General features: G+C 66.8%; 24 protein-coding genes and 3 pseudogenes. 14 read left to right on the plus strand and 13 right to left on the minus strand.

Annotated elements, in window-relative coordinates:
- Positions 1-175 precede the first annotated feature (175 nt).
- From VKA29_RS31290 to fasR, 5 genes are all read right to left on the minus strand, one after another.
- The gene (locus VKA29_RS31290) at positions 176-1,447 is read right to left on the minus strand and encodes a beta-ketoacyl-[acyl-carrier-protein] synthase family protein (protein ID WP_324789383.1); all 1,272 of its coding nucleotides are present in this window, start codon (positions 1,445-1,447) and stop codon (positions 176-178) included.
- 85 nt (positions 1,448-1,532) lie between these two features.
- The gene (locus tag VKA29_RS31295) at positions 1,533-1,781 is read right to left on the minus strand and encodes an acyl carrier protein (protein WP_030040115.1); all 249 of its coding nucleotides are present in this window, start codon (positions 1,779-1,781) and stop codon (positions 1,533-1,535) included.
- A 104-nt stretch (positions 1,782-1,885) separates the two neighbouring features.
- Positions 1,886-2,917 carry a ketoacyl-ACP synthase III gene (locus VKA29_RS31300; protein ID WP_324789384.1) on the minus strand — a complete coding sequence of 344 codons (1,032 nt, stop codon included), beginning with the start codon at positions 2,915-2,917 and terminating at the stop codon, positions 1,886-1,888.
- A gap of 15 nt (positions 2,918-2,932) precedes the next feature.
- Positions 2,933-3,853 carry an ACP S-malonyltransferase gene (locus VKA29_RS31305; RefSeq protein WP_324789385.1) on the minus strand — a complete coding sequence of 307 codons (921 nt, stop codon included), beginning with the start codon at positions 3,851-3,853 and terminating at the stop codon, positions 2,933-2,935.
- An 89-nt stretch (positions 3,854-3,942) separates the two neighbouring features.
- Positions 3,943-5,148, minus strand: coding sequence for a fatty acid biosynthesis transcriptional regulator FasR (gene fasR / locus VKA29_RS31310; protein ID WP_420718607.1), 1,206 nt, complete (start codon positions 5,146-5,148; stop codon positions 3,943-3,945).
- Positions 5,149-5,237: 89 nt separating this feature from the next.
- Here fasR and VKA29_RS31315 point away from each other — a divergent pair, with 89 nt between their 5' ends.
- Positions 5,238-5,894 carry a pirin family protein gene (locus VKA29_RS31315; protein WP_324789491.1) on the plus strand — a complete coding sequence of 219 codons (657 nt, stop codon included), beginning with the start codon at positions 5,238-5,240 and terminating at the stop codon, positions 5,892-5,894.
- Positions 5,895-5,984: 90 nt separating this feature from the next.
- A pseudogene (locus VKA29_RS31320) lies at positions 5,985-6,230 on the plus strand (tyrosine-type recombinase/integrase); the annotation flags it as partial.
- Between the two features lie 19 nt (positions 6,231-6,249).
- On the opposite strand, the pseudogene VKA29_RS31325 reads toward VKA29_RS31320, so the two are convergent.
- From VKA29_RS31325 to VKA29_RS31340, 4 genes and pseudogenes are all read right to left on the minus strand, one after another.
- A pseudogene (locus VKA29_RS31325) lies at positions 6,250-6,519 on the minus strand (transposase); the annotation flags it as partial.
- Between the two features lie 64 nt (positions 6,520-6,583).
- Positions 6,584-8,368, minus strand: a complete 1,785-nt coding sequence (locus VKA29_RS31330; protein ID WP_324789387.1) for a sigma-54-dependent Fis family transcriptional regulator — start codon at positions 8,366-8,368, stop codon at positions 6,584-6,586.
- Between the two features lie 62 nt (positions 8,369-8,430).
- Positions 8,431-8,689: pseudogene (locus tag VKA29_RS31335) on the minus strand (integrase core domain-containing protein); the annotation flags it as partial.
- Positions 8,690-8,726: 37 nt separating this feature from the next.
- Entirely contained in the window at positions 8,727-9,071 is a 345-nt protein-coding gene (locus VKA29_RS31340; protein ID WP_324789496.1) for a hypothetical protein, read from the minus strand.
- Positions 9,072-9,446: 375 nt separating this feature from the next.
- Here VKA29_RS31340 and VKA29_RS31345 point away from each other — a divergent pair, with 375 nt between their 5' ends.
- The 9 genes from VKA29_RS31345 to VKA29_RS31385 all read left to right on the plus strand — a co-directional run bounded on the left by VKA29_RS31345 (position 9,447) and on the right by VKA29_RS31385 (position 19,113).
- Positions 9,447-10,472, plus strand: coding sequence for an NAD(P)-dependent alcohol dehydrogenase (locus VKA29_RS31345; protein ID WP_324789388.1), 1,026 nt, complete (start codon positions 9,447-9,449; stop codon positions 10,470-10,472).
- Positions 10,473-10,490: 18 nt separating this feature from the next.
- Complete coding sequence (locus VKA29_RS31350) at positions 10,491-12,092, plus strand: ABC transporter substrate-binding protein (RefSeq protein WP_324789389.1); 1,602 nt, start codon at positions 10,491-10,493, stop codon at positions 12,090-12,092.
- A 78-nt stretch (positions 12,093-12,170) separates the two neighbouring features.
- Positions 12,171-13,049 (plus strand): sugar ABC transporter permease, encoded by an 879-nt coding sequence (locus VKA29_RS31355; protein ID WP_324789390.1) that lies wholly within the window; start codon positions 12,171-12,173, stop codon positions 13,047-13,049.
- On the plus strand, positions 13,046-13,891 hold the full coding sequence (locus tag VKA29_RS31360; RefSeq protein ID WP_324789391.1) for a carbohydrate ABC transporter permease: 846 nt from the start codon (positions 13,046-13,048) through the stop codon (positions 13,889-13,891). Before VKA29_RS31355 ends, VKA29_RS31360 begins: the two co-directional genes overlap by 4 nt.
- Positions 13,888-14,976: an ABC transporter ATP-binding protein gene (locus VKA29_RS31365; RefSeq protein WP_324789392.1), complete on the plus strand. Its 1,089-nt coding sequence runs from the start codon at positions 13,888-13,890 to the stop codon at positions 14,974-14,976. Before VKA29_RS31360 ends, VKA29_RS31365 begins: the two co-directional genes overlap by 4 nt.
- A 1-nt stretch (position 14,977) precedes the next feature.
- Entirely contained in the window at positions 14,978-16,057 is a 1,080-nt protein-coding gene (locus VKA29_RS31370; protein ID WP_324789393.1) for an ABC transporter ATP-binding protein, read from the plus strand.
- A gap of 825 nt (positions 16,058-16,882) precedes the next feature.
- The gene (locus VKA29_RS31375) at positions 16,883-17,911 is read left to right on the plus strand and encodes a polymorphic toxin-type HINT domain-containing protein (protein WP_324789394.1); all 1,029 of its coding nucleotides are present in this window, start codon (positions 16,883-16,885) and stop codon (positions 17,909-17,911) included.
- A 12-nt stretch (positions 17,912-17,923) separates the two neighbouring features.
- The gene (locus tag VKA29_RS31380) at positions 17,924-18,430 is read left to right on the plus strand and encodes a hypothetical protein (RefSeq protein ID WP_324789395.1); all 507 of its coding nucleotides are present in this window, start codon (positions 17,924-17,926) and stop codon (positions 18,428-18,430) included.
- Between the two features lie 170 nt (positions 18,431-18,600).
- Entirely contained in the window at positions 18,601-19,113 is a 513-nt protein-coding gene (locus VKA29_RS31385) for a polymorphic toxin-type HINT domain-containing protein (protein ID WP_324789492.1), read from the plus strand.
- A 547-nt stretch (positions 19,114-19,660) separates the two neighbouring features.
- Here VKA29_RS31385 and VKA29_RS31390 read toward each other — a convergent pair.
- From VKA29_RS31390 to VKA29_RS31400, 3 genes are all read right to left on the minus strand, one after another.
- Positions 19,661-19,987 (minus strand): tyrosine-type recombinase/integrase, encoded by a 327-nt coding sequence (locus VKA29_RS31390; protein WP_420718608.1) that lies wholly within the window; start codon positions 19,985-19,987, stop codon positions 19,661-19,663.
- Positions 19,988-20,086: 99 nt separating this feature from the next.
- Complete coding sequence (locus VKA29_RS31395; protein ID WP_324789396.1) at positions 20,087-20,356, minus strand: DUF397 domain-containing protein; 270 nt, start codon at positions 20,354-20,356, stop codon at positions 20,087-20,089.
- Entirely contained in the window at positions 20,316-21,164 is an 849-nt protein-coding gene (locus VKA29_RS31400) for a helix-turn-helix transcriptional regulator (RefSeq protein ID WP_324789397.1), read from the minus strand. Before VKA29_RS31400 ends, VKA29_RS31395 begins: the two co-directional genes overlap by 41 nt.
- An 84-nt stretch (positions 21,165-21,248) precedes the next feature.
- Between VKA29_RS31400 and VKA29_RS31405 the strand changes: the two genes are divergently transcribed.
- The 3 genes from VKA29_RS31405 to VKA29_RS31415 all read left to right on the plus strand — a co-directional run bounded on the left by VKA29_RS31405 (position 21,249) and on the right by VKA29_RS31415 (position 22,470).
- Positions 21,249-21,680: an ATP-binding protein gene (locus tag VKA29_RS31405; RefSeq protein WP_324789398.1), complete on the plus strand. Its 432-nt coding sequence runs from the start codon at positions 21,249-21,251 to the stop codon at positions 21,678-21,680.
- A 122-nt stretch (positions 21,681-21,802) separates the two neighbouring features.
- Complete coding sequence (locus tag VKA29_RS31410; protein ID WP_420718609.1) at positions 21,803-22,150, plus strand: DUF6247 family protein; 348 nt, start codon at positions 21,803-21,805, stop codon at positions 22,148-22,150.
- A gap of 11 nt (positions 22,151-22,161) precedes the next feature.
- Positions 22,162-22,470: a hypothetical protein gene (locus tag VKA29_RS31415; protein WP_324789400.1), complete on the plus strand. Its 309-nt coding sequence runs from the start codon at positions 22,162-22,164 to the stop codon at positions 22,468-22,470.
- Positions 22,471-22,499: 29 nt separating this feature from the next.
- On the opposite strand, the gene VKA29_RS31420 is transcribed toward VKA29_RS31415, so the two are convergent.
- Complete coding sequence (locus VKA29_RS31420; RefSeq protein WP_324789401.1) at positions 22,500-23,324, minus strand: serine hydrolase domain-containing protein; 825 nt, start codon at positions 23,322-23,324, stop codon at positions 22,500-22,502.
- Between the last annotated feature and the right edge of the window lie 5 nt (positions 23,325-23,329).

Below are 23,329 nucleotides of genomic sequence, written 5' to 3' on the forward strand. Positions count from 1 at the left end.
CTCGGCGCCGTCGCCGCCGAACTCAACAGCCGCCCACGCAAAACGCTCGGCTGGGAAACCCCAGCCGAGCGTCTGTCCAAACTGCTCGCGGCTTGATCAACTCACCGCGTGTTGCGACGACCCCTTTAATTCGCCGACCGGTGCGGGCCCTTCGCGTGCGATCGGGAGGCGTCCGTCAGACCGAACGGAACGCCAGCACCACGTTGTGCCCGCCGAAGCCGAACGAGTCGTTCAGCGCGGCGATGCGGCCCTCGACGGGCAGCTTGCGGGCCTCGCCGCGGACGATGTCGGCGTTGGCCTCCGCCTCCGGGTCGAGGTTGTCGACGTTGATGGTGGGCGGGGCCACCCGGTGGTACAGGGCGAGGATCGTCGCCACCGACTCCACACCGCCCGCGCCACCGAGCAGGTGACCGGTCATCGACTTCGTGGCGGAGACCGCCATGTGGTCCGCGTCGTCGCCGAACACCTTCCGCAGCGCCTTCAGCTCGGCGATGTCACCGGCCGGCGTCGACGTGGCGTGCGCGTTGACGTGCACGATCTCGGCCGGGACCAGGTCGGTGCCGTCCAGCAGGTTCTGCAGGGCGTGCGAGATGCCGCGCCCCTCGGGCTCCGGCTGCACGATGTCGTGGCCGTCGGCGGAGATGCCCTGGCCGACCGCCTCGGCGTACACGCGGGCGCCACGCCTGGCGGCGTGCTCCGCGGACTCCAGGACGATCACGCCGGCGCCCTCGCCGAGCACGAAGCCGTCACGGGCGACGTCGTAGGGACGCGAGGCGCCCTGCGGGTCGTCGTTGTTCTTGGACATCGCCATCATGTTGCCGAACGCGGCGATCGGCAGCGGGTGGATCGCCGCCTCCGTGCCGCCCGCGACGACGACGTCGGCGCGGCCCGTACGGATCATCTCGATGGCGTAGCCGATGGCCTCCGCGCCCGACGCGCAGGCGGACACCGGCGTGTGCACGCCCGCACGGGCGCCCACGGCCAGGCCCACGTTCGCCGAGGGGCCGTTCGGCATCAGCATGGGGACGGTGTGCGGGGAGACGCGGCGGACGCCCTTCTCCTTCAGCACGTCGTACTGGTCGAGCAGAGTCGTCACGCCGCCGATGCCGGAGGCGATGACGGCGCCGAGCCGGTCCGGGTCGACGTTCGGGTCCTCACCGGCCTTGCCCTCGAAGCCGGCGTCGGCCCACGCCTCCTTGGCGGCGATCAGCGCGAACTGCGCCGAGCGGTCCAGGCGGCGGGCCTGCGGCCGGGGGATGACCTCGGTGGGTTCCACGGCGACCGGCGCCGCGATGCGGACCGCCTGCTCGGCGGCCCATTCCTGCTCCAGGGGCTTGACGCCGGAACGACCGGCGACCAGACCCTCCCAGGTCGAGGCTGCGTCGCCACCCAGCGGTGTGGTTGCGCCGATACCGGTGACGACCACGGTGCGATTGGTCGGGCTCACGGGAATTCTTTCTCCAACGGATACGAGGATTCGTACGGCGCCACCGCCGGGTGGCGGGGCAGGCAACCGGGGTCTAGCGGATCGCTCAGCCCTGGTGCTTGAGGATGTATTCGGTCGCGTCGCCGACCGTCTTGAGGTTCTTCACGTCCTCGTCGGGGATCTTGACGTCGAAGCGCTCCTCGGCGGCGACGACGACCTCGACCATGGACAGCGAGTCGACGTCCAGGTCGTCGGTGAAGGACTTGTCCAGCTGGACGTCCTCGACCGGGATGCCGGCGATCTCGTTAACGATGTCGGCGAGACCGGCGACGATCTCTTCCTGAGTGGCGGCCATGTCAGGCGCTCCTTCGTAGTGATTCAGAGGGTTGGGCGTCCGCCGCGTCAGCGGCAGGTGTTGCTGGTCCCGTGCCGGATCGGAGGTGATCCGGCACGGAGTGCCTAGGGGAGGGTAACGACAGTCGCGGCGTACACGAGACCCGCCCCGAAGCCGATGACGAGCGCGGTGTCGCCGCTCTTCGCCTCACCGGTCGCCAGAAGCCGCTCCATCGCGAGCGGAATCGAGGCGGCCGAGGTGTTGCCGGTGGTGCGCACGTCACGGGCGACCGTGACGTGCGCCGGCAGTTTCAGCGTCTTCACCATCGAGTCGATGATCCGCTCGTTGGCCTGGTGGGGAATGAAGACGTCCAGGTCGTCCGCGGTGATCCCGGCCGCTTCCAGCGCCTGCTGGGCGACCTTCGCCATCTCGAACACGGCCCAGCGGAACACCGCCTGGCCCTCCTGCGTGATCGCAGGGAACTTGACGTTGCCCTCGCCGTCGAGGGGCAGCTGGGACACGTCGCCCACCCGGAAACGGTCCCAGGACACGGTCTGCTTGATCGTGTCGGCCTTGTCGCCCTCGGAACCCCACACCGTCGGACCGATGTGCGGTTCCCCGGAGGGGCCCACGACGACCGCGCCCGCGCCGTCACCGAACAGGAAGGCCGTCGCACGGTCCTCCAGGTCGGTCAGGTCGGACAGCCGCTCCACGCCGATGACCAGCACGTACTCCGCCGAGCCCTCGACGATCATGCCCTTGGCGAGGGTGAGGCCGTAGCCGAAGCCCGCGCAGCCGGCCGAGATGTCGAAGGCGGCGGCCCTGTCCGTGCCGAGCCTGTCGGCGATCTCGGTGGCGATGGCCGGGGTCTGGTGGAAGTGCGAGACCGTGGACACGACGACCGCGCCGATCTGCTCGGCGGCGATCCCGGCGTCGGCGATCGCCTTGCCGGCCGCCTCCACGGACATCGCGGAGACGGTCTCCTCGTCGTTCGCCCAGTGCCGGGTCTCGATGCCGGAGCGCGAGCGGATCCACTCGTCGGACGAGTCGATCTTCTCCAGGATGACCTCGTTCGGCACCACCCGGACCGGGCGGTAGCCGCCCACCCCGAGAATGCGCGCGTACGGGGCGCCCTTGCTCGGCTTGATCTTCGACATGCTCCGGGCTCCTTGTCAGGCGTGCTCTGCGATGAGCTCGCGAGCAGCGTCGAGGTCGTCGGGGGTCTTCAGCGCCAGCGTCTTCACGCCCGGCAGGGCGCGCTTGGCGAGCCCGGTGAGCGTGCCGCCGGGGCACACCTCCAGCAGCGCGGTGACGCCGAGTTCCTTGAACGTCTCCATGCACAGGTCCCAGCGCACCGGGTTGGCGACCTGGCCGACCAGCCGCTCCAGCACCTCCGAGCCGGACGTGACGGTCCGCCCGTCCCGGTTGGAGACGTAGACGACCTTCGGGTCCGCGGGCGAGAGTTCCTTGGCGGCCTCGGCCAGGCTGTCGACCGCGGGCGCCATGTGGTGCGTGTGGAAGGCGCCGGCGACCTTCAGCGCGACGATCTTGCGGACGCCCTCGGGCTTGTCCTCGTTCAGCGCGGCGAGCTGCTCCAGCGTGCCCGCGGCGACGATCTGGCCGGCCCCGTTGACGTTCGCCGGGGTCAGGCCCAGCTTCTCCAGGTGCGCGACCGAGACCTCCGGGTCGCCGCCGAGCAGCGCGGACATCCCGGTCGCGGTGACGGCGGCGGCCTCGGCCATCGCCAGACCGCGCCGGCGCACCAGCGTCAGCGCGGCGGTGTCGTCGAGGACGCCCGCGAAGGCGGCGGCGGTGATCTCACCGACGCTGTGGCCCGCGACCGCGCCCGGCGCGACATCGGAGATGTCACCCAGTGCCGCGGCGGACAGGATTCCGGCGGCGACCAGCAGCGGCTGGGCCACGGCCGTGTCGCGGATCGCGTCCGCGTCGGCCTGGGTGCCGTAGTGGGCGAGGTCCAGCCCGATGGCGTCCGACCAGGCGGCGACACGGTCGGCGGCACCGGGCAGTTCGAGCCAAGGAGTCAGGAAGCCGGGCGTCTGGGCGCCCTGGCCGGGAGCGACGAGTACGAGCACTCTCACACTCTCTCTTGTGGACGGCCACGACCGCCCGTGGGGACAAGGACGAAGAACAGCAAGGGGATTTGTGGGCCCCTGACAAAATCCTAGGAGGGGAGATCTCCATCGGCCAGACGCCCCAGGATCAGGGCGATGCGCAGTGTGAACGCCGAGCGTACGTCAGAAGGCGACCAACCGGTGACATCAGTCACACGTCGGAGCCGGTAGCGCACGGTGTTGGGGTGAACGAACAGCATCCGCGCGGCGCCCTCCAGACTGCTCGCCTGTTCCAGATACACGGAGAGCGTCTCCAGGAGCGCCGAACCGGCCTCCTCCAGCGGTCTGTAGATCTCCTCCACCAACTGCTCCCGCGCACTCGGATCACCGGCGATCGCGCGCTCCGGGAGGAGATCGTCCGCCAGTACCGGGCGCGGCGCGTCCTGCCAGGCGGAACACGCCTTGAGCCCCGCCGCCGCGGCCTGCGCGGACCGGGTCGCGGCCAGCAGGTCCGGCACCACCGGACCGGCCACCACCGGCCCGGCCGCATACGGCCCGATCAGCGACTTCGCGACGGCGAGCGGATTGTCGCTGCCGCCCGCGATGACGACCAGCCGGTCGCCCAGCACCCCCGTCAGCACCTGGAGCTTGGCGTGCCGGGCGGCCCGCCGGATGGCCTCCACCGTCAGCTCGGAGTCCCCGTCGGGGGCGGTGCCCAGCACCACGCACACGTGCTCGGGCGAGTTCCAGCCGAGCGCGGCGGCCCTGCTCACGGCCCCCTCGTCGGCCTCCCCGCTCAGCACGGCGTTGACCACCAGCGACTCCAGCCGCGCGTCCCAGGCACCGCGTGCCTCGGCGGCCTGGGCGTACACCTGGGCGGTCGCGAAGGCGATCTCCCGCGCGTACACCAGCAGCGCCTCGCGCAGCACGCTCTCGTCCCCGGGCGCGGCCACCTCGTCGATGGCGCTCTCCATGACCTCGATGGTGGTGCGCACCATCTCCACGGTCTGCCGCAGCGTGATGGCCCGGGTCAGCTCGCGCGGCGCGGTCCCGAACACGTCGGTGGAGATCGCCTGGGGGGCGTCGGGGCGCCGGAACCACTCGGTGAACGCCGCGATGCCCGCCTGGGCCACCAGCCCGATCCAGGAACGGTTCTCCGGGGGCATCGCCCGGTACCACGGCAGCGTCTCGTCCATCCGCGCGATCGCCTGCGCGGCGAGACTCCCGGAGGACTTCTCCAGCCTCTTCAGGGTCGCGGAGTGCGGGTGGACGGCGGGCACCATGGCTTCGTTCCTACCGGTTACGGGTTCGGGCACGGGGACAAGACTGCCTTATCGGGACGGGCGCATGTACTGGCGGGGTGCGGGTCGGTCCGCCGGGCGGGCGGGGCTACCGTGGGGGCGTGATTCACGTACGGCGCGCTGCGGAGCGCTACCCAGGGGGCGACCCGGCGGCCGGCATCGAGTCGCGGCACGCCTTCTCCTTCGGCCCGCACTACGACCCCGACAACCTGCGCTTCGGCGCGCTGATCGCCTGCAACGAGGAACGGCTCGCCCCCGGCGCCGGGTTCGACGAGCACCCGCACAGCCACACCGAGATCGTGACGTGGGTCGTCGAGGGCGAACTGACGCACCGTGACTCCACGGGCCGGGAGACCGTGGTCCGCCCCGGCGACGTCCAGCATCTGAGCGCGGCCGCCGGCGTCCGCCACGTCGAACGCAACGACGGCCCTGTACCGCTTACCTTCGTACAGATGTGGCTGACCCCCCGGGACCCGGCCGGCGACCCCTCGTACGACATCGTCCGCGGCATCGCCGACTCCACCCCCTACGCCGTCCCGGAGGCGGCCGCCATGCTGCACGTACGCCGCCTGGCACCGGGCGAGCGCACGGCCCTCCCGGACGGCGCGTACCTCTACGTACACGTGGTGCGCGGCGAGATCCGCCTCGCCGACGAGGCCCTGACCCCGGGCGACGCGGCCCGCGTCACGGACGCCGAGGACCTCGAAGCGGTCGGGGTGACGTCGGCCGAGGTGCTCGTGTGGGAGATGGCGGGGAGCTGACCGGGCGGGGTGGTGCGGCGACATGGCCGCCCACACTGATCCCGTCGCGCCCGCTCGGCGAGGCGGGTGGGCCCTCGCGACCGGCGGCCACCGTGCAACCTCACCCGCACCTTCACCACACTCCTGCGCAAGGCCGGCCTCCGCCGCATCCGCTTCCACGACCTCCGCCACTCGACCGCCGCCCTCCTCCTGGAACAGGGCGTCGAACCCGTCGTCATCAAAGAACTCCTCGGCCACGCCCACATCGGCGTCACCGCCGTCGTCTACGCCCACGTCCGACTCCGCATCCAGCAGGACGCCATCGACGTTCTCGGCCGCGCCTTCGACCACCCTGACGCGCGCACGGCAACGGGGGCGACCAGTCCAGGTCTCCGCGCGAGCCGAGTTCGTCGAGGACGAGGCGGTGGAGCGTCGCCCCGAACCGAGCGGCGGTCCATTCGGGGAAGCGGCGGTGCGCGGTCGGCCCCGAAGGGCCGAAGACCGGCGGCGGCTGCCGCCAGGTGCAGCCGGTCGTGGCCATGAAGATGATCGCCGCGCGGACCTCTCGGTCCCCGTACCGGCGCCGGCCTCCGCCCTGCGGCCGGGTCGGAGCAGGTGGTACCACCCGCTGGAACAGTTCCCACAGCCAGTTCCCACAGCTCGTCGCCTTGGTAGCCGCGCGTCGGCGCTCGGCGACCACGGCGGCGGGGTCAGGTCAGGCTCGACGGGACGATCCCGTACCGGCGCATCTTTCGGTACATCGTGGCACGGGAGATTCCCAGGTCCTGCGCGGTGCGCTGGACGTTGGAGTTGCGGACCATCAAGCCACGCAGAATCGCGTCGCGTTCCAGCGCCTCGATAGTGGTCAGGACCTTGCGCGAGAACACCCGGCATTCCGGTGGCAAGTCCTCGACCTGGATCGATTGACCGAAAGGCTGTCGCGCCAGGCTGCGGATCACCGACTCGAGCTGGCGAACGTTCTCCGGCCAGGGGCATCGTTGAAGCAGGGTCAGCGCATCCGCAGAGAGTGTGCTCTCGCCACTTGGCCGGTACTTGCGCAGGAACGAACGTGCCAGGTGCTCGATGTCGCCATGGCGATGACGCAGGGGTGGCACCACCACCGCGGCTCGGCAGAGCTGGTCCAACTGGTCGTAGGCGCCAACCATCGAAGGCTGACTGGTGATCACCAATTGTCCTGTCGATTTGCCGTCCAAGTGCGTCAGAAGGCTCCTGAGCTGCTGGCGCAACTGGTCGCCCAACAAGTGGACATCACGCAAGACAAGGACGACGTACGGCACGGCCAACAGCTCCCTGATGTCGTGCAGCCAGCGCTCGGTGACGGCAGGCGCATCCGATACTGGCGCTTCCGCCATTTCCAGGCGGCGTCCGGCGCTGTGGGACCGGTGCAGGGCTTCCACGAGAGTCCTCTTGCCAACGCCGGCTTCCCCGATCAGATGAAGGGGCGTCCCTGTCAGGAATGCCGCTTCGCTTTCGGCGACGGCGCGCAGCCACTGCGGAGACGAACCCACCAGTCCCAGAACCGGTCCGGCGGGCGAGGCCGAATCCGCGCGGTCGAGTTGGGAGCGCCCGATCAGGCGGACTCTGAGGATGGCTCCACCGTCACCTTCCTCGCACCGACATCGGCTGACCCTGAGTTCGGCGACCCGTCCGGAGGGCAGGGCGATACTGCGTGTTCCTTCCAACTGACGGTCGTCGGCGATCTCACGGGCATGGTCGAGGAGCGCATGGTGATCCGGACCGGTCACTGCTGTCCTGAGCTGCTCGTTCATCATGACGAGATCGCGGTTGAGGGCCAGCACGAGGCCTGGTCGTACCGAGGAGCAAGCCTCAATGTATTCCTGGAAAAGGGCCCGCTCCCGCCGCGAGCTGATCGCCGCTATCTCGCCCTCTATCTGGGCCGCAACCGAACAGGCGAAGGCCAGCAGCATGTCGTCGGAGCTTTGACGGAGGGTAGTGAGGTTGAAGGCTCCCAGCAACGTGCGCCGTGTGGGATGCAGGATGGGGACAGCCGCGCAATGGAATTCCCTCAGATCCTCGACGTAGTGCTGCTTTCCAGCGATCGTGACCGGGCGGCCGCTGGCCAGTGCGGTCCCAATGCCGTTGGTGCCCACGTAGCGCTCGGAGAACACATGCCCAGGGGCCAGACAGACGCGGTTGAGTTGCGTGGTCAGGCCCTCGTGGGAAACCTTCCGGGAAAGCACCACTCCGTCTCTGTCCGTGATCATCGTGGATACCGGTTCATCGGCAAGCTGTCTGTGCAACTTGTCCAGGAGTGGCAGCGCCGCTCTTGCCAGGAGGCTGTCCAGATTTGCGTTCTCCAGGTAGGGAGCGTCAAGGCTGCCCGACTTCACTTCGTATTCCATCGAGCGTTGCCAGGAGGCGACCACGAGCGGTTGGGCGATCGGTTCCTTGGTGACTTCCAGGTACAGCTCTTTGGCCAATTTCAAGGAGCTTGCGGGCTGGTATCGGGCCATTGACACTCCCGTATGGTGCGCGTCACACATGGGACTGCTGCATGATCGGGTGACAGCGGGGTTCATGCAGCCAGAGCTGCGGGTGGGGTCATGATGGTCTCGTACTCGACGGTGGTCAATCGGCCCAGGCATCGTTGCCGTCGGCGCGGTGGTAGGTCCGCTCGATCCAGGTGACGATCGCGATCCGCAACTCCTCGCGGGTGGCCCAGACTCGGCGGTCGAGGACGTTCTTCCGCAGCAGTGCGAAGAAGCTCTCCATCGCGGCGTTGTCGTCGGCGGCCCGACCCGGCCCATCGAGCCGACCAGGCCGTGCCGGGTGAGGACGGCGGCGACCTTGCGGGACCGGAATCGGACGGACTCAGCTGATCGTCGCAACACCTTGATCGGGAGGTGGAGCGGTGGGCTCCGTGGAGCGGCACGAGCAGGTTCGTGCGTATCGGGGGTTGATGCCGTCGCCGGGCAGGCCGTCGGCGGCCTGGCGTGAGGACAGGGTCAGGTTCTGGTCGGCCATCGGCTGACCGGCGACGCGCGCTCCGCAGAGAAGGAAGCGGTGCCCGAACTCGGGATCGTCGCGGTGCGCGTCGAACAGGGCGTCGGCCCGGTGGGCCCCGGCCAGTTCGGCGTCGCTGACCGGCCCGGCCGGCCACCGGTGGTAGGGCCGACGGGCCGGCCCGAGCACCCGGCACGCCACCGGCACCGCCACCGCCGCTTCGACAGCGTGATCGGGTGGACGCCGAAGTCGGCGGCGATCTGTTCCAGCGTGACGCCGGGCTCGCGGTTGCGCGCGACCCGCACGACGTCCTCGCGGAACCCTTGGGATACGGCTTGGGATACGGCTCGGGCACTGTGACGTCCTTCCAGGCCGCATCTCACCGCATCTCAGCAGGTCAGGTCAGGTGTCACCCACTCTGCAGCAGTCCCCGTTCCCTCGGTATCGACTGGAGCAGGCCGGCGGCTTCGAGCGCACGGTCTGTATCACATTGAGACATCCACGGACGGCTTTTGAGACATCGGTCTGTGGGCGGTGGCCTGTGTAATCGGCGCACCAACCACCCCGCCGACTCGCAGGGAGCCGCCCATGAAAGCCGTGCAGGTCATCGAATACGACGAGCCGCCTGTGCTTGTGGATGTGCCGGACCCGCAGATCACCGGTCCGCTCGATGTGATCGTGAGGATTGGGGGGGCCGGAGTCTGCCGGACCGATCTGCACATCCTCGAAGGACAGTGGAAGGCCAAGAGCGGCGTCGCCCTGCCGTACACGATCGGTCATGAGAACGCCGGCTGGGTCGCAGAGGTCGGGCAGGCTGTCACCCATGTCAAGGTCGGTGACCCGGTCATTCTGCACCCGCTGGTGACCTGTGGTCTGTGCCGTCCCTGCCGGGCCGGCGACGACGTGCACTGCATGAATTCGGCCTTTCCCGGCATCGACACCGACGGGGGCTACGCCGAGTACCTGAAGACCACCGCCCGCTCGGTCGTACGCCTCTCCCCCTCCCTCGAGCCGGCCTCGGTCGCGGCCCTTGCCGACGCCGGGCTCACGGCGTACCACGCTGTCGCCAAGGCGGTCCGAATGCTGCGCCCCGGCGACAGGGCTGTGGTCATCGGCGCCGGAGGACTGGGACACATCGGTATCCAGGTGCTTCGAGCTCTTTCACCGGTCGAAATGATCGTCATTGACCGCAGTCTTGAGTCCCTGGCGCTGGCCAAGGAACTCGGTGCCGACCACACGCTCGTAGCGGACGGCAGCGAAGCGGACCGCGTACGGGACCTCACCGCGGGACACGGCGCGGAAGCAGTCCTGGACTTCGTCGGTGAGGGCGGCGCAGTGGAGACAGGTATTGCTTGCCTGCGCCGCAACGGCAATTACTACGTCATCGGCTACGGCGGCCACCTCCATGTTCCGACGATCGATGTCATCTCGACGGAGATCAACTTCATCGGCAACCTCGTGGGGTCCTACAACGACCTCTCCGAACTGATGGTCCTGGCGGAACGCGGCAAGGTCACCCTTCACACCCAGCGGTATCCCCTCGCCTCCTTCCAGCAGGCCCTCGACGAGTTGGACGCCGGCGCCGTGCGCGGTCGAGCGATCTTGATTCCCTGACACGCCAGGAGCAACCCGATGCACAAGAGACCGTTCACCGGCATCGTCGCCGTCGTGGCCGTCGCGGCCCTGACCGCAACCGCATGCACCGCCCAGAACCAGACACAGGCCAAGCCCAAGGAGAAGGCCGCGCTCTTCCGGGCCGGCTCCGAGATCAGCTACAAGAAGTACGGCAAGGACTACCCGGCGACGAAGGTCAAGGACGTTCCCGGTCCCTGTAGCTACCAGTCGACCAGCCGCAAGGACTACTCCGGACAGACACTGAAGATCATCAGCCACGCCGTTCCGGTCATCGGCGAGCCCACCCAGCTGCACGCCAAGCAGTTCGAGGAGATCACCGGCGGAAAGGTGGAAGTGGTCAACGTCCCCTTCGGTGAACTGCACCAGAAGATCCTCACGCCCCTGCAGGCGAACCAGCCGGCGTACGACGTCATGTTCTATCCATCCCTGTGGATCGGCGACATGGCCCCGTACCTGGCACCGGTACCAAATAAGTACTTGAACTCGCCCGGCATGAAGGACGTCACCAAGGCCTACATGGACGTGGCGACCTGGAACGGGAAAGTCATGCAGTACCCGGTGGACGGGGACCGGCATTACCTCAAGGTCCGCACCGATGTGCTCAAGAACCCCCGGTGGCAGGCGCAGTACAAGAGGGCCGGGGGCAAGGACCTGCACATCCCCAAGACGTGGGCCGAGTACCAGCAGACAGCCCGGTTCTTCAGCGGCAAGGACTTCGACGGCGACGGCAAGCGCAACTACGGCAGTGCCGAGGTGACCAAGCGCGACGACCTGACGTTCTCCGCGTTCATCAGCCGGGCAGCACCGTATGTGAAGAACCCCGATGTCAAGGGCGGAGTCTTCTTCGACGTCCAGAGCATGAAGCCACTGATCAATACGCCGGGCTTCGTCCGCGCCTTGGACGACATGGTGAAAGCGAAGTCGACCTGGCCGCCCGGCGGCGCCAACTTCGGTCTGGGAGACGAAATCTTCTCCTTCGGAGGCGGGCAGACGCTGATGTCCTACTCCTGGGACGACTCCTTCATCCAGGCACAGCAGCCGGAAAGCAGGATCCGCAACAAGATCCAGGCGGCTCCGCTGCCGGGTTCCACAGAGGTCTACAACCGCACCACGAAATCCTGGGACAAGAAGGCCAACCAGGCGCCCTACTTCACCTGGGGATGGACCTCAGCAGTGGCCAAGGCCTCGCGTCATCAGCAGATGGCCTTCGACTACCTGTGCTTTTTCAGCAACGAGGCCAACACCGCCCTCGACCTGACCATCGGCCGATTCGGCGTCAACCCCTACCGCAGCGCCCACATGAACCCGGCTTTCTGGGAGAAGCAGGGCTGGGACAAGGACGTCGCAGAATCCTACGTGCGCACGCTTTCCGGCATGGAAAAGAGCCGCAACCGCGTCTTCGACCTGCGCGTTCCTGGTGTCAACCAGTACATGTCCGCGCTGGCCAACGGGGTGGCCGCGGCTCTGGCGGGACAGAGTTCCCCTCAGCAAGCGCTGGACGACGTAGCCCGCGAATGGTCCAAGGTCACCGACCAGATCGGTAAGGCCAAGGTCCAGAGCGCCTACCGCGCCGTGGTCGCGCTCGAGGACAACTCCTGATACGACCGCCGGATGTCTTGGTGGCCGACCGGACCGGCCGGCCACCAAGGGCGCCGACCCCCAGCTGCTTGGAGAACCATGGACGGCCTTCGTCGGCACAAGAGCATGTTCCTGTTGCCGGGACTGCTCACTCTCTTTCTGATCATCATTTTCCCGCTTCTGTTCACCATCCGCGTCAGCTTCTCGGGCTGGAACGTCAGCAACCCTCGGATGGACTTCGTCGGAGGCGCCAACTACACCGCGGTGCTGCACGACAGCCGTTTTTGGGCCTCCATCACCCGACTGATCCTGCTGGCGGGTGGCACTGTCCTGATCCAGTACGTCATCGGGTTCGGTATGGCTCTGCTGGTCTGGCGCAACGTACGAGGCCGCAGATTGTGGCGGGTGCTGTTCCTCGTCCCCATGATGACCACGCCCGTGGTGATGGCCGCCATCTGGCAGACGATCTTCCATGAGTCGCTGGGGCCGGTGAACGATCTGCTGCAGATGCTGGGCCTGAGAGGTGTCCCCTGGCTCACCGAATCCGGCCCGGCGCTGGTCGCGCTGATGACCGTGGAAGTCTGGCAGTGGACTCCCTTCATGTTTCTGCTGCTGCTGGCAGGCCTGCTGAGCTTGCCGAAGGAGCCGTTCATGGCCGCCGCGATCGACGGCGCCGGCGCCTGGCGCACTTTCTGGAAGGTGACCTTCCCGCTGATGGCACCGGTTTCGGTCGCGGCAGTCATCATCCGCCTGATCGAAGCATCCAAGCTCTCCGACAGCGTCTACGTCCTGACGTCCGGCGGGCCGGGATCCTCCACGGAGACGCCGGGCTACTACCTCTACATCCAGGGGCTCCGTGATCAGCAGACCGGATACAGCGGAGCGATGTCCCTGACCTACCTCGTCCTGATGATCGTCACGCTCACGGTCGTCGCTGCCCTGCTCACCAGGGCGTTCAAGCTGAAGGGGGACTCATGAGGTCGCGCCTTTATCTCGTTTTCAAGTACATGGTGATCGCGCTATGGGCCTGCTTCGTCGCGGGACCGTTCTTCTGGGCGATGACTACCAGCTTCAAAAACGCCAACGCGGTCCAGGGAGGTCCCACTTACCTCCCCTGGGTGCAGTACGAACCCACTCTCGTCGGCTGGCGCAACATCTTCGGCGGAGCCGGCGGCGTCGATCTGACCGATCCCTTCATCAACAGTGCCCTCGTCACCATCGCAGCATCGGCCATCAGTCTGGCGCTGGGGTCCCTTGCCGCCTACGCACTGTCCCGGTACCGGTTCAAGCTGGGCTTCATCAAGAACAGCGACATCGTCTTCTTCTTCGTATCGCAAAGGATCATGCCGCCCGTCGTCCTCGTCATCCCCTTCTTCTACCTCCTGCAATGGGGCGACCTCCTGGACAGCATCATGGGCTTGGTGATCGTGACCGTCGCACTGCTGCTGCCCATCGCGGTCTGGGTGATGGTGGACTTCTTCAACGGCATCCCCCGGGAGATCGACGAGATGGCGATGCTGGACGGCTGCCCCCCGTTCCAGACCTTCGTGCGGGCGATCCTGCCGAACTCCCTGCCCGGGTTGACTGTGGCGGCGATGTTCTGCGCCGTGTTCGGCTGGAACGACTTCTTCTTCGCCTTTCGGCTGACCTTTACCGAGGTACAGACCCTGCCCCAGGCGGTGGTCGCTCTCAACTCCTCCATCCCACCGTGGTGGACGCTGTCCGCTGCCGCGCTCTTCGGCGTGGCACCGCTGATCCTGCTCGCCCTCTGGGTGGAGCGCCTACTGTCCAAGGGGAACCTGTCGGGAGCGGTCCGATGAACCTCATCGCCACTGATCTGTGCCTCACCGTCGACGGTGTCGACCATCTCAAGAACGTGACCGCCAACTTTCAGCCGGGACGTCTCCACACCGTCATCGGCCGGACGATGGCCGGCAAGACGACGCTGCTACGTGCCCTGGCCGGTCTGCAGAAGGTGGACTCCGGCTCGCTGACTCGGGCGGGAGCCGACTTCCTCGATACGCCGGTGTGGCGGCGTGACACTGCCATGGTCTACCAGCAGTTCATCAACTATCCGCATCTCGACGTATTCGACAACGTGGCTTTTCCGCTCAAGCGGGCTGGACTGTCGCGGGACGAGATCCAGCGGAGGGTTCGCGAAAGCCTGGCCAGCGTGGGACTCGCCGACTTCGCGAAGCGCAAGCCCTCCCAGCTCTCCGGCGGCCAGCAGCAACGGGTTGCCATGGCTCGCGCCATGGCCCGAGGTGCCGGCATCCTCCTGCTCGACGAGCCGCTGGCGAATCTGGACTACAAGCTGCGCGAACAGCTACGCGACGAGTTCAAGGCCCTCTTCTCGGATCAGGGCGACACGATCGTCGTCTACACGACCACCGAACCCACCGAGGCAATGATGCTCGGGGACGTGCTCCTCGTCATGCATGAGGGGCGGATCCTCCAGGTCGGTACCCCTCAGGAGGTCTTCGAACGCCCGGCGACCACCACGGTGGCATCGATCATCAACGACCCGCCCATGAACGTTTTCGCCGGCCGGATCGAGAACGGCCAGGTGACGGTAGCCGGCTTCCAGGCCACGCACGTCTCCGCGCACCTGGCCGACCTGCCCGACAGCGCCTACCAGTTCGGACTGCGTGCCACCGATGTGAGCCTGGCTTCCGACGGTGTCGAGGGAACGGTCACCTTCGTCGAGATCTCCGGATCCGAAACCTTCGTTCATGTGCTCGTCGGCGAAACACCCTTCGTCGTACAGATCGAGGGCATTCACGACGTCGTCCTCGGCGACATCGTCAGACTCCGGCTGCGCCCAGACCGACTGTTCGCCTTCGACGAGCAGGGGACTCTCGTGCGGACACCTTCATACGATCTGGCACCAGTGGAAGGCCGTTGATATGGCGCAGTTGGACATCGTCGACGTCGGGCACGCCTACACCCCGGATTCCGATGAGGAGCGGTGGGCGCTCAAGCCGTTGGAGTTGACCTTCGAATCCGGCAAGACCTATGCACTGGTCGGCCCCTCGGGCTGCGGCAAGACGACGCTGCTGAACATCCTGTCCGGCTTGGTCAAACCATCCCGCGGACAGGTACTGTTCGACGGCGTCGACGTCACAGAATTGCCCACGAAGGCGCGAAACATCGCTCAGGTTTTCCAGTTCCCCGTCATCTACAAGTCGATGACGGTCTACGAGAACCTTGCCTTCCCTCTGCAGTGCCGACGCTGGGACAAGTCGAGGATCGACGCCAAGGTCCGGCAGGTCGCGGAGGCTCTGAACTTGCAGGACCGGCTGCGGCATCCCGCTCGCGGGCTCACCGCAGACGACAAGCAGCTCATCTCACTCGGCCGAGGCTTGGTCCGTGACGACGTGGCGGCCATCCTGATGGACGAGCCGCTCACCGTGATTGACCCGCAGCTGAAACACTCGCTGCGGCGTAGAATTCGAGAGATCACCGAGCAATTCCGCCCTACGGTGATCTACGTGACGCACGATCAGTACGAGGCGATGAGCTTCGCTCAGGAAGTGCTCGTGATGAAGCACGGCCGCGCCGTGCAGCAAGGCACCCCTGAGCAGCTCTTCGAAGCACCCTCCTCCACCTATGTCGGCTACTTCATCGGCTCCCCGGCGATGAATTTCCTGACCGTGGACCGCAGTAACGGGTCGTTCACGCTGGGGGGCCGCACGCTGTCGATCGCCTGGGACGTTCCCGATGGCACGACCGGGGTCCAGATCGGCGTCCGGCCCGAGTACGTCAAGGTCGTTGCGGCCCCAGGTCCCAACACGTTCCCCGGCCGGTTGCTGAGTGTCAGCGACCACGGCGCGCAGCGCGTGATCGAAGTGGAGGTCGCCGGGCAACCAGTCAGAGTCAAGGCGCCGCGGGATGAGGGGGTTCCGAAGGGCGAGGACGTCCTCGTGCACCTGCCACGCGCGAAAGTACTTCCCTACGTGGAGGGGCAGCTGCTGCTCCGGACGTGACGATCCGTCCGCGACGGTGATCAGCCACCACCGACACCTACGCCGGCCTGCCCGACGCCCGCTTCGTCCGCGAGGACCAGACCACCACCGACACCAAGATCTCCACCGGCTGGCGCACCCACGTCGTCCAGAACGAATACGACGCCAGTACCGCCACCTCAGCCACGTACGGCCTTCCGCTCCGCGTCGACGACCAGGGCGAACAAGGCGTCGCGGACAACCGGTGCACCGCCTACGGCCGCGCCTACAACACCGACCTGTACGACGGCAGCTACATCCAGCGGTGGATGGTCCTTCTCGAACGCCTTTGACGGCCGTGGCCGCCCGCTGAGCACCACCATCAGCATCCCGGCCGCCGTTACCGGCCTGGCCGACGACTACACCACGAGCTCCACCTATGACGCCGCCGACCACCTCACCTCGGTCACCTACCCGAAGGCCGGCGGGCTGGACGAGGAGACCGTCACCACCACCTACAACGCCTACGGCCAGCCCCGCAGCCTCGCCTCCGGCCAGCAGGACCCCCTGAACACCCCCTACATCCCGCAAAACCTCTCCGCATACAGCTACAGCATCAACGACCCCATCAACTACAGCGACCCCTCAGGGCTCTCCTTCACCGCGGAGGACCACAGCAGCGGGAACAACGACTGCAGCCTCACCAACATCGTCTGCAGTGACGAGGTCCCCTACGGCGAGCTCCCGGACCACGAAAGCGGCGGCGAGGACTACAACCACGACGGCTACGCCACCATCCACCCCGGCGTCGATGTCCCCATAACGTGGTCGAAGAAGGACGAATTCATCGCGGCGTTCTTCGCCGGCATGGACGACTACTCCTGCCAGTTGGGAGAACGGAACCGCTGCTATTACGTCGCCCCCGATGAGCCCTACGCCGACTTCAGAGCCTCTATCGCGGCCAAAGGACTTGCGAGCCTCCTGTTTCGCGCATGTGGCGAAGTAGCGGGAAGTTCGACCTGTCCTGTGGCGGGCGGGTCCAAGGGTGAAATGGTCGCTGCGATGGGCGAGCTTTCCGCCATGACCGGCGGCGGAGAAGGCCCAGGAAGCGGCGCACACATCGGCAAGGGGGGCTGCCCCAACAGCTTCACCCCTGACACCGAAGTCCTCATGGCGGACGGATCCACCAAGCCCATCGGCGAAATAGAGCCGGAGGACGAAGCCCTCGCGACTGATCCGGAAACGGGCGCGACCGAGGCCCGCACGGTCCTGGCCACCATCGTCACCAAGAGCGACAAGGCCTTCTCCGAGCTCACCTTGAGTTCCAGCAATGGCAAGGCCAAGGTCACGGCAACCCGTCACCACCCCTTCTGGTCGCCCAGCCGGCACGCGTGGGTCGATGCAGGGCAACTCAAGCCAGGCATGACCCTCCTCACTAGCGCTGGCACCAAGGTCACCGTTACAGCCACTCGCTCCTTCCGTGGCAGCCATGAGACCCGCAACCTGACCATCGACGGCCTCCACACGTACTATGTGCTCGCAGGGACCACTCCGGTCCTGGTTCACAACTGCACAAACTGGGCCTCCAACAGTGTGAAAACGTGGGGTCATACATTCAAGACTCATGGCGCCGGAGCGAAGAGAACGAAGGCCTTGACCGATCGCGCTCGTAACACCGGGACTCAGCAAGGTCAGTGGCTAGATAATGACGCCGCTGCGGCGTTCTTGAGGGGGCTCCATGTCGAAGGAGCCGGGCCTAGGTCGGTGCGTATTCCAGACGGTTTGGGGCAGGTGATTATGCCGGATGGAAGTATCGTCAAAGCGCGGGCGGCTACCGTCATCCCGAGCCCAAATGGGCTGTACAAGACGGGATTCCCGATCATTGGTCCGAACTAGGAGGCTGGAGAGATGAGCTTCTCTGTGTCGTTCAATCCGGCCGTTCCGTCTGATGCTGTGGCTCTTGTTTCAGTAGACCTGGAGCCGGGTAGCGATTACGACACCCTGGTCATAGAGGCGTGTAGCGCCCTCTCTGACGCTGGAGGCAGTACATTCCACATTGGTGGCTTCGGGAGTGATGAGTGGCCGCTCGACGTCGCGTATGACTTGTCTGCCTTCATGGAGCAACTTCCGTCGCTTCTGGTGGGTGTGCGCGAGTGTCGTGAAGTCGAGGTGGATCTCTACTCGCAAGGTATCGAGAGGACTTTGACATTCCGTCCGAGTGGGGATTTCGTGGTGATTCATTGCGATTCGCGGACCGATTGGGTGCCGAATCCGGAGTGCGAGAGCATTGCGCAGGGTGAGCTAGTCGCGATGCTCTCGAAATTGGCCGAAGACTTCGCCAAAGGGTTGAAGGCGATCAATTCCGAACTGTCGGAGGTCGCGCCATTCGAACGTTGGCTGGACGGTGAGCTGTAGCCTCGCTGTCGATCCCTCAACCCTAGCGCTGGATAGCAGCCAACGAAGCTCATGCCCCGTCAGGTGCGCCCTGGCGGGGCTTCTGCATGTGCTGACAGCAGGAATGGACGGCAATGTCAGCGGAGGGCGGCTCCGCATAGCGGCGGGCCGTCGCCGGCGTAGCCGAGATCATCGCCACCAACCATCACCCTTTCTGGTCGCCATCCGAACAGGCTTGGATCGATGCGGTAGACCTGAAGCAGGGAATGACCCTGCGGTCGAGCACCGGAGACGTGGTCACAGTCGACACGCTCTCTCCCTTCCGCCAACAGCAAGAGACACGCAATCTCACCATCGACGGCCTGCACACGTATTATGTGCTGGCGGGGGCCACGCCGGTCCTCGTCCACAATTCCAGCTGCCCGGTGTCAATTTCGAAGGGCCGATGGGATCACATATGGGACCGGCATGTTGTTCGTGGTGGCGAGTTTCCCAACAAGAGCAAGTTTTTCACGACGAGTAAAGCGAAGATCCAGAAGATGATCAATCGCGCACTCGATGGCCAGACCGGCGACGGGGCGTACTACTACAAATTTCCGAATCCGATCGGCCGGAACGGGGCTGGAGATGATCAGTACTACATTCGGGTTGTGGTTCGTGACCGAAAAATAATCACAGCCTTCCCGTCTGGGGAGCCCGAGTGATGCGTGGTTGTGACATCGGGCTCTCACTCAAGGAGGTGTCGTGGGCGTAGATGTGGCCCTCGTGCGCGTGGAGCATCGAGGAAGCAGTCCGAGGCGGCGGCGTGCGAGTCAGGTAGACGCTGTTCTCGATCTTCACGACGAATTTGCTCGCCTTTGCGGATCGAGCATGCTGCCCATGCTGAGTCGAGTGGATCCCTACGGGACTCTGATATTGAGTTCGAGTGAGATGGATCAGTTCATCTCGGAAATCGAGGTCGAATTCTTGCGGGTCGACGATCCTTCAGTGAGGGAGTTCTTGAAAAGCGTGCTCAGGTTGGCTCGCGAATGTCGCGAGAAAGAGGAAATGCGGTTGCGTCTAGACGGAGATTGAAATCTCATACGGAACCCCTTGTCGACGACGGGGAGATCAGCATCCCCATCATTTGCCCAGCAGAAGAGGGGCGGTGTTGACGGCAACGCAGGCGAACGTCGGCGGCCCCGCAAGGCATCTTGCAGGGCCGCCGGCGTTGCTGGAGGTGGTGCAGAGTGACGGCGCGGCAACCTGCCGTCATGGGAGCTGTGGGTGGAGAACGTCGCTGAGGGTTGTGACGGCCGATTGTTGAAGGCGGAGTCGGACGTGGGCGTAGACGTCAGCGGTGACACCGATGTGGGCGTGCCCGAGGAATTCCTTGATCACGACGAGGTAGCCGCTCTGTTCCAGGAGCAGGACGGCGGTTGGGTGGCGGAAGTCGTGGAAGCGGATGCGGCGAAGGCCAACCTTGCGGAGGAGCGGGTGAGGTCGGCCGGGTCGATCGCACTGCCCGGTGACCGCTGCACTGCTACGCCGGGCCTGTGGCGGGAGCCGATGCCGAGCTTGTCGGCGACCGCCCTGCACGGCGACCGTCTCACGTCAGTGTCGTTCCCCTCGTGCCTCCTGGCTGGCGCGCTTCTGCGGTACGAGCGGCTACGTCAGGGGGAACCGCTGGCAGTTGGACTACCGCAGGCCGTCGACGAACGCCTGCCAGGCGGGCGTGCTGACTATCACGGTCGGGCCGGAAGGGTTCTTGCTGTCGCGGACCGGGACGGCGCCGGTCGGGCAGCCGTCGGCGACCTCGACGCAGTCGCCGCCGGTGTTTCCGCTGTACGAGGATGTGCGCCAGACGGCGCCGCCGGTGACTGTGCACTCCACGCAGTCGCCGCCGGTACTGCCGCTGTAGCTGGACTTACGCCACTGTGCGTTCCTCAGGCTGGGACCGGTCTCCATAGCGTTCCTCCATCACGCGGGCGATCAGCGCCGCCGAATCCTCCACGGAGAGGGCTGCGGCCTGCAAGCGAGCGTAACGGAGCGCCGCCTCCCTGACAGTCTCGGAGTTGGCGGTCATGTGGCCCGAGATGACGTCCTCTGTGTAGACGATGTCCGGGTCACCTTCGAAGCGAAGCAAGTTGAACGAGCCCGCCAGACTGGCATGTTCACCCGCCGAGTTCGGCAAAACCTGCACGTGCAGCCAGCGGTGGCCGGTGAAGTCCAACAGGTGGGCGAGTTGGCGACGCATGACCTCGTGGCCGCCGATGGGCCGCAGCAGCACCGCCTCGTCCAGAATCACCCAGGCCAGCGGCGGCTGTTCGCGCTCCAGGATGCGCTGGCGCTCCATGCGGGCCGCCACCAGGCCGTCCAGATCCTCCGGCATACCGGTGGCGAGCACCGCCCGTGCGTACTCCTCCGTCTGCAGCAGTCCGTACACCAACTGCGCCTGGTAGGTGGAGATGTATGTCGCGCGTGCCTCCATCTCCGCGTACGGCTGGAACCAGGTGGGGAGTTGGCTGCGCAGGACCAGGCCGATGAGGCGGGAGAACAGCCCGTCGGTGCCGAGCGCGGCGTCCACGCGTTCGGAGAAGTCGCGGGTGGGGACCTTCTTCGTGGTCTCGATCTGGCCGATGAGCGAGCCCGTGCAGAAGATGATGTCGCCGAGTTGCCCCTGTTTCAGGCCGTGGCCCTCACGGTGGCGGCGCAGCTCCCAGCCGTAGTAGTGCAGCGGTGAAGCGGTGGGGTCGAGAGTCTGGATGTTGGCCACGGTGGCACCTCCGGCGTGCAACGCCGCATGACGTTCGTTTCTCTTGGTAGCCAATCGTATGCGGTGGGTCACAGGCTGGGTGACGTGAATCACGTAACTGGTCCGCGGGAAGTGGACGTTCAGCCGCGGTACGGCGCAGAGTTCGCGTTGGGAGAGCACTCCGTCCGGCACCTGCGCCGCATCCTGCGGCTCTACCTCAAGGGCTCCGGCCTGCTCGAAGTGGCCGACGCGGCCGAACTGGCGCTGACGGAAATCCTCGCCAACGTCGTCCGGCACGTGCCCGGCCGCCGGTGCCGCGTCTGCTTCCTGCTGCTGCCCGGCGCGGTGCGGGTGGAGGTCTCCGACGATTGCCCGCTGCTGCCTGTCCCGGGCAGCGGGGACGTACTCGCGGAGGGTGGGCGCGGTCTGCTTCTCGTCGAGTCGGTCACCGACCGGTGGGGCGTTACGCCGCGCCCCGGCGGTGGCGGGAAGACGGTGTGGTTCGAGTGCCTGGCCCAAAGGCCGGACTCACGGTGAGGCCGTGCTGGGGGACCGGAAGGGTGCTGCCGGCGTGGCCCGGCGTGCCAGACTTTCCCCAAGACGCACCCACTGCATCCGGCCGCTGCCCGACCCGCTCCGCGGAAGGAGACCCGCCACTCATGACCACCGCACCCTCTGGGGCCGGGACCTCCGTTCCTCCCATGCCTGAGAGGACCCCCAAGGCGCTCCGCGCCGCCATCGCCCGGCACGCGCCGAAGCTTCTCGCCGACTTCGACCGGCACTGGCGTCGGGACATCGCCGATACCTACGACCTCGCCCCGGTCCCCGCCTTCATGGCCCGCTGGTGGAGCGAATACGCCTTGGCCCGTGACCCCCGGCTCGAAGCGAGGGTTCACCGCCTGGAGGACGAGGCCGCGCAGGAATCCGACTACGCCCGCGCCAAAACCCTCATCGAAGAGGCCGGGCGCATGCGCCGCACGGCTGCCGACGCGGAACCCGGCCAGTGACGGGCGGATTCATGGGGCCACCCTGGCAGGCCGACTGGACGAAGGAAGCCGAGGACGCCAGGACCGCCCTCCCCGCAGAGGCACGTGCCCTGGTCGACGCCGCCCGCGCCGAACTCGTCACCGCGAAGGACCCCTACTTCCGGGGTGTCGACAGCGACCGTGATCTGTCGGCCGGTATGAGCGTCGAACCCGTCCAGTCCACCCGGCCGGGCGGTGCACATGTCATCTATTTCGATCACGGGCGCGGATGGCTGCGGTACCACTTCGTGCCCCGCATCACCGACCCGCAGATCGTGATCGATGAGTGCTTCTGGCGGTAGGCCGGGCCGCGGCGCGTTCCGCGCCACTCTTACCGGCCCCGCGCCTCCGTCAGTACCGCGTCCGTGAACGGCGGCCACGACTCGATGGCCCACGGGCCGAAGGCGCGGTCGGTCAGGGCGACGGCCGCGAGGCCCGCGTCGGGGTCGATCCACAGGAACGTGCCGGACTGGCCGAAGTGGCCGAAGGTGCGCGGGGAGGACGTGGCGCCCGTCCAGTGCGGGGACTTGGAGTCGCGGATCTCGAAGCCGAGGCCCCAGTCGTTGGGGTTCTGGTGGCCGTAGCCCGGCAGGACGCCCTTGGTGCCGGGGTACTGCACCGTCATCGCCTCGGCGACCGTGCGCGGGTCCAGCAGGCGCGGCGCCTGCACCTCGGCGGCGAAGCGCAGCAGGTCGGCGGTGGTGGAGACGCCGTCCTTCGCGGGGGAGCCGTCGAGAGTCGTCGCGGACATCCCCAGCGGTGACAGGACCGCCTGGCGCAGGTACTCGGCGAAGGGGATCTCCGTCGCCTTCGCGATGTGGTCGCCGAGCTGCTCGAAACCGGCGTTGGAGTACAGGCGGCGCTCGCCGGGCGGGGCCGTGACCCGGTGCTCGTCGAAGGCCAGGCCGGAGGTGTGGGCGAGCAGGTGGCGGACCGTGGATCCGGGCGGGCCGGCCGGCTCGTCGAACTCGATCGCCCCCTCCTCGTACGCCACCAGGGCCGCGTACGCGGCGAGCGGCTTGGTGACCGAGGCCAGCGGGAAACGGCGGTCGGCCGGCCCGTGGGTCCCCAGGACCGTGCCGTCGGCCCGTACGGCACCCGCCGCGGCGGTGGAAACCGGCCAGTTCTCGATCAACGCGAGGCTCTTGAGCGACATGCCGT

It is taken from the genome of Streptomyces sp. H51, from assembly GCF_035656535.1.
GTDB lineage: Bacteria > Actinomycetota > Actinomycetes > Streptomycetales > Streptomycetaceae > Streptomyces.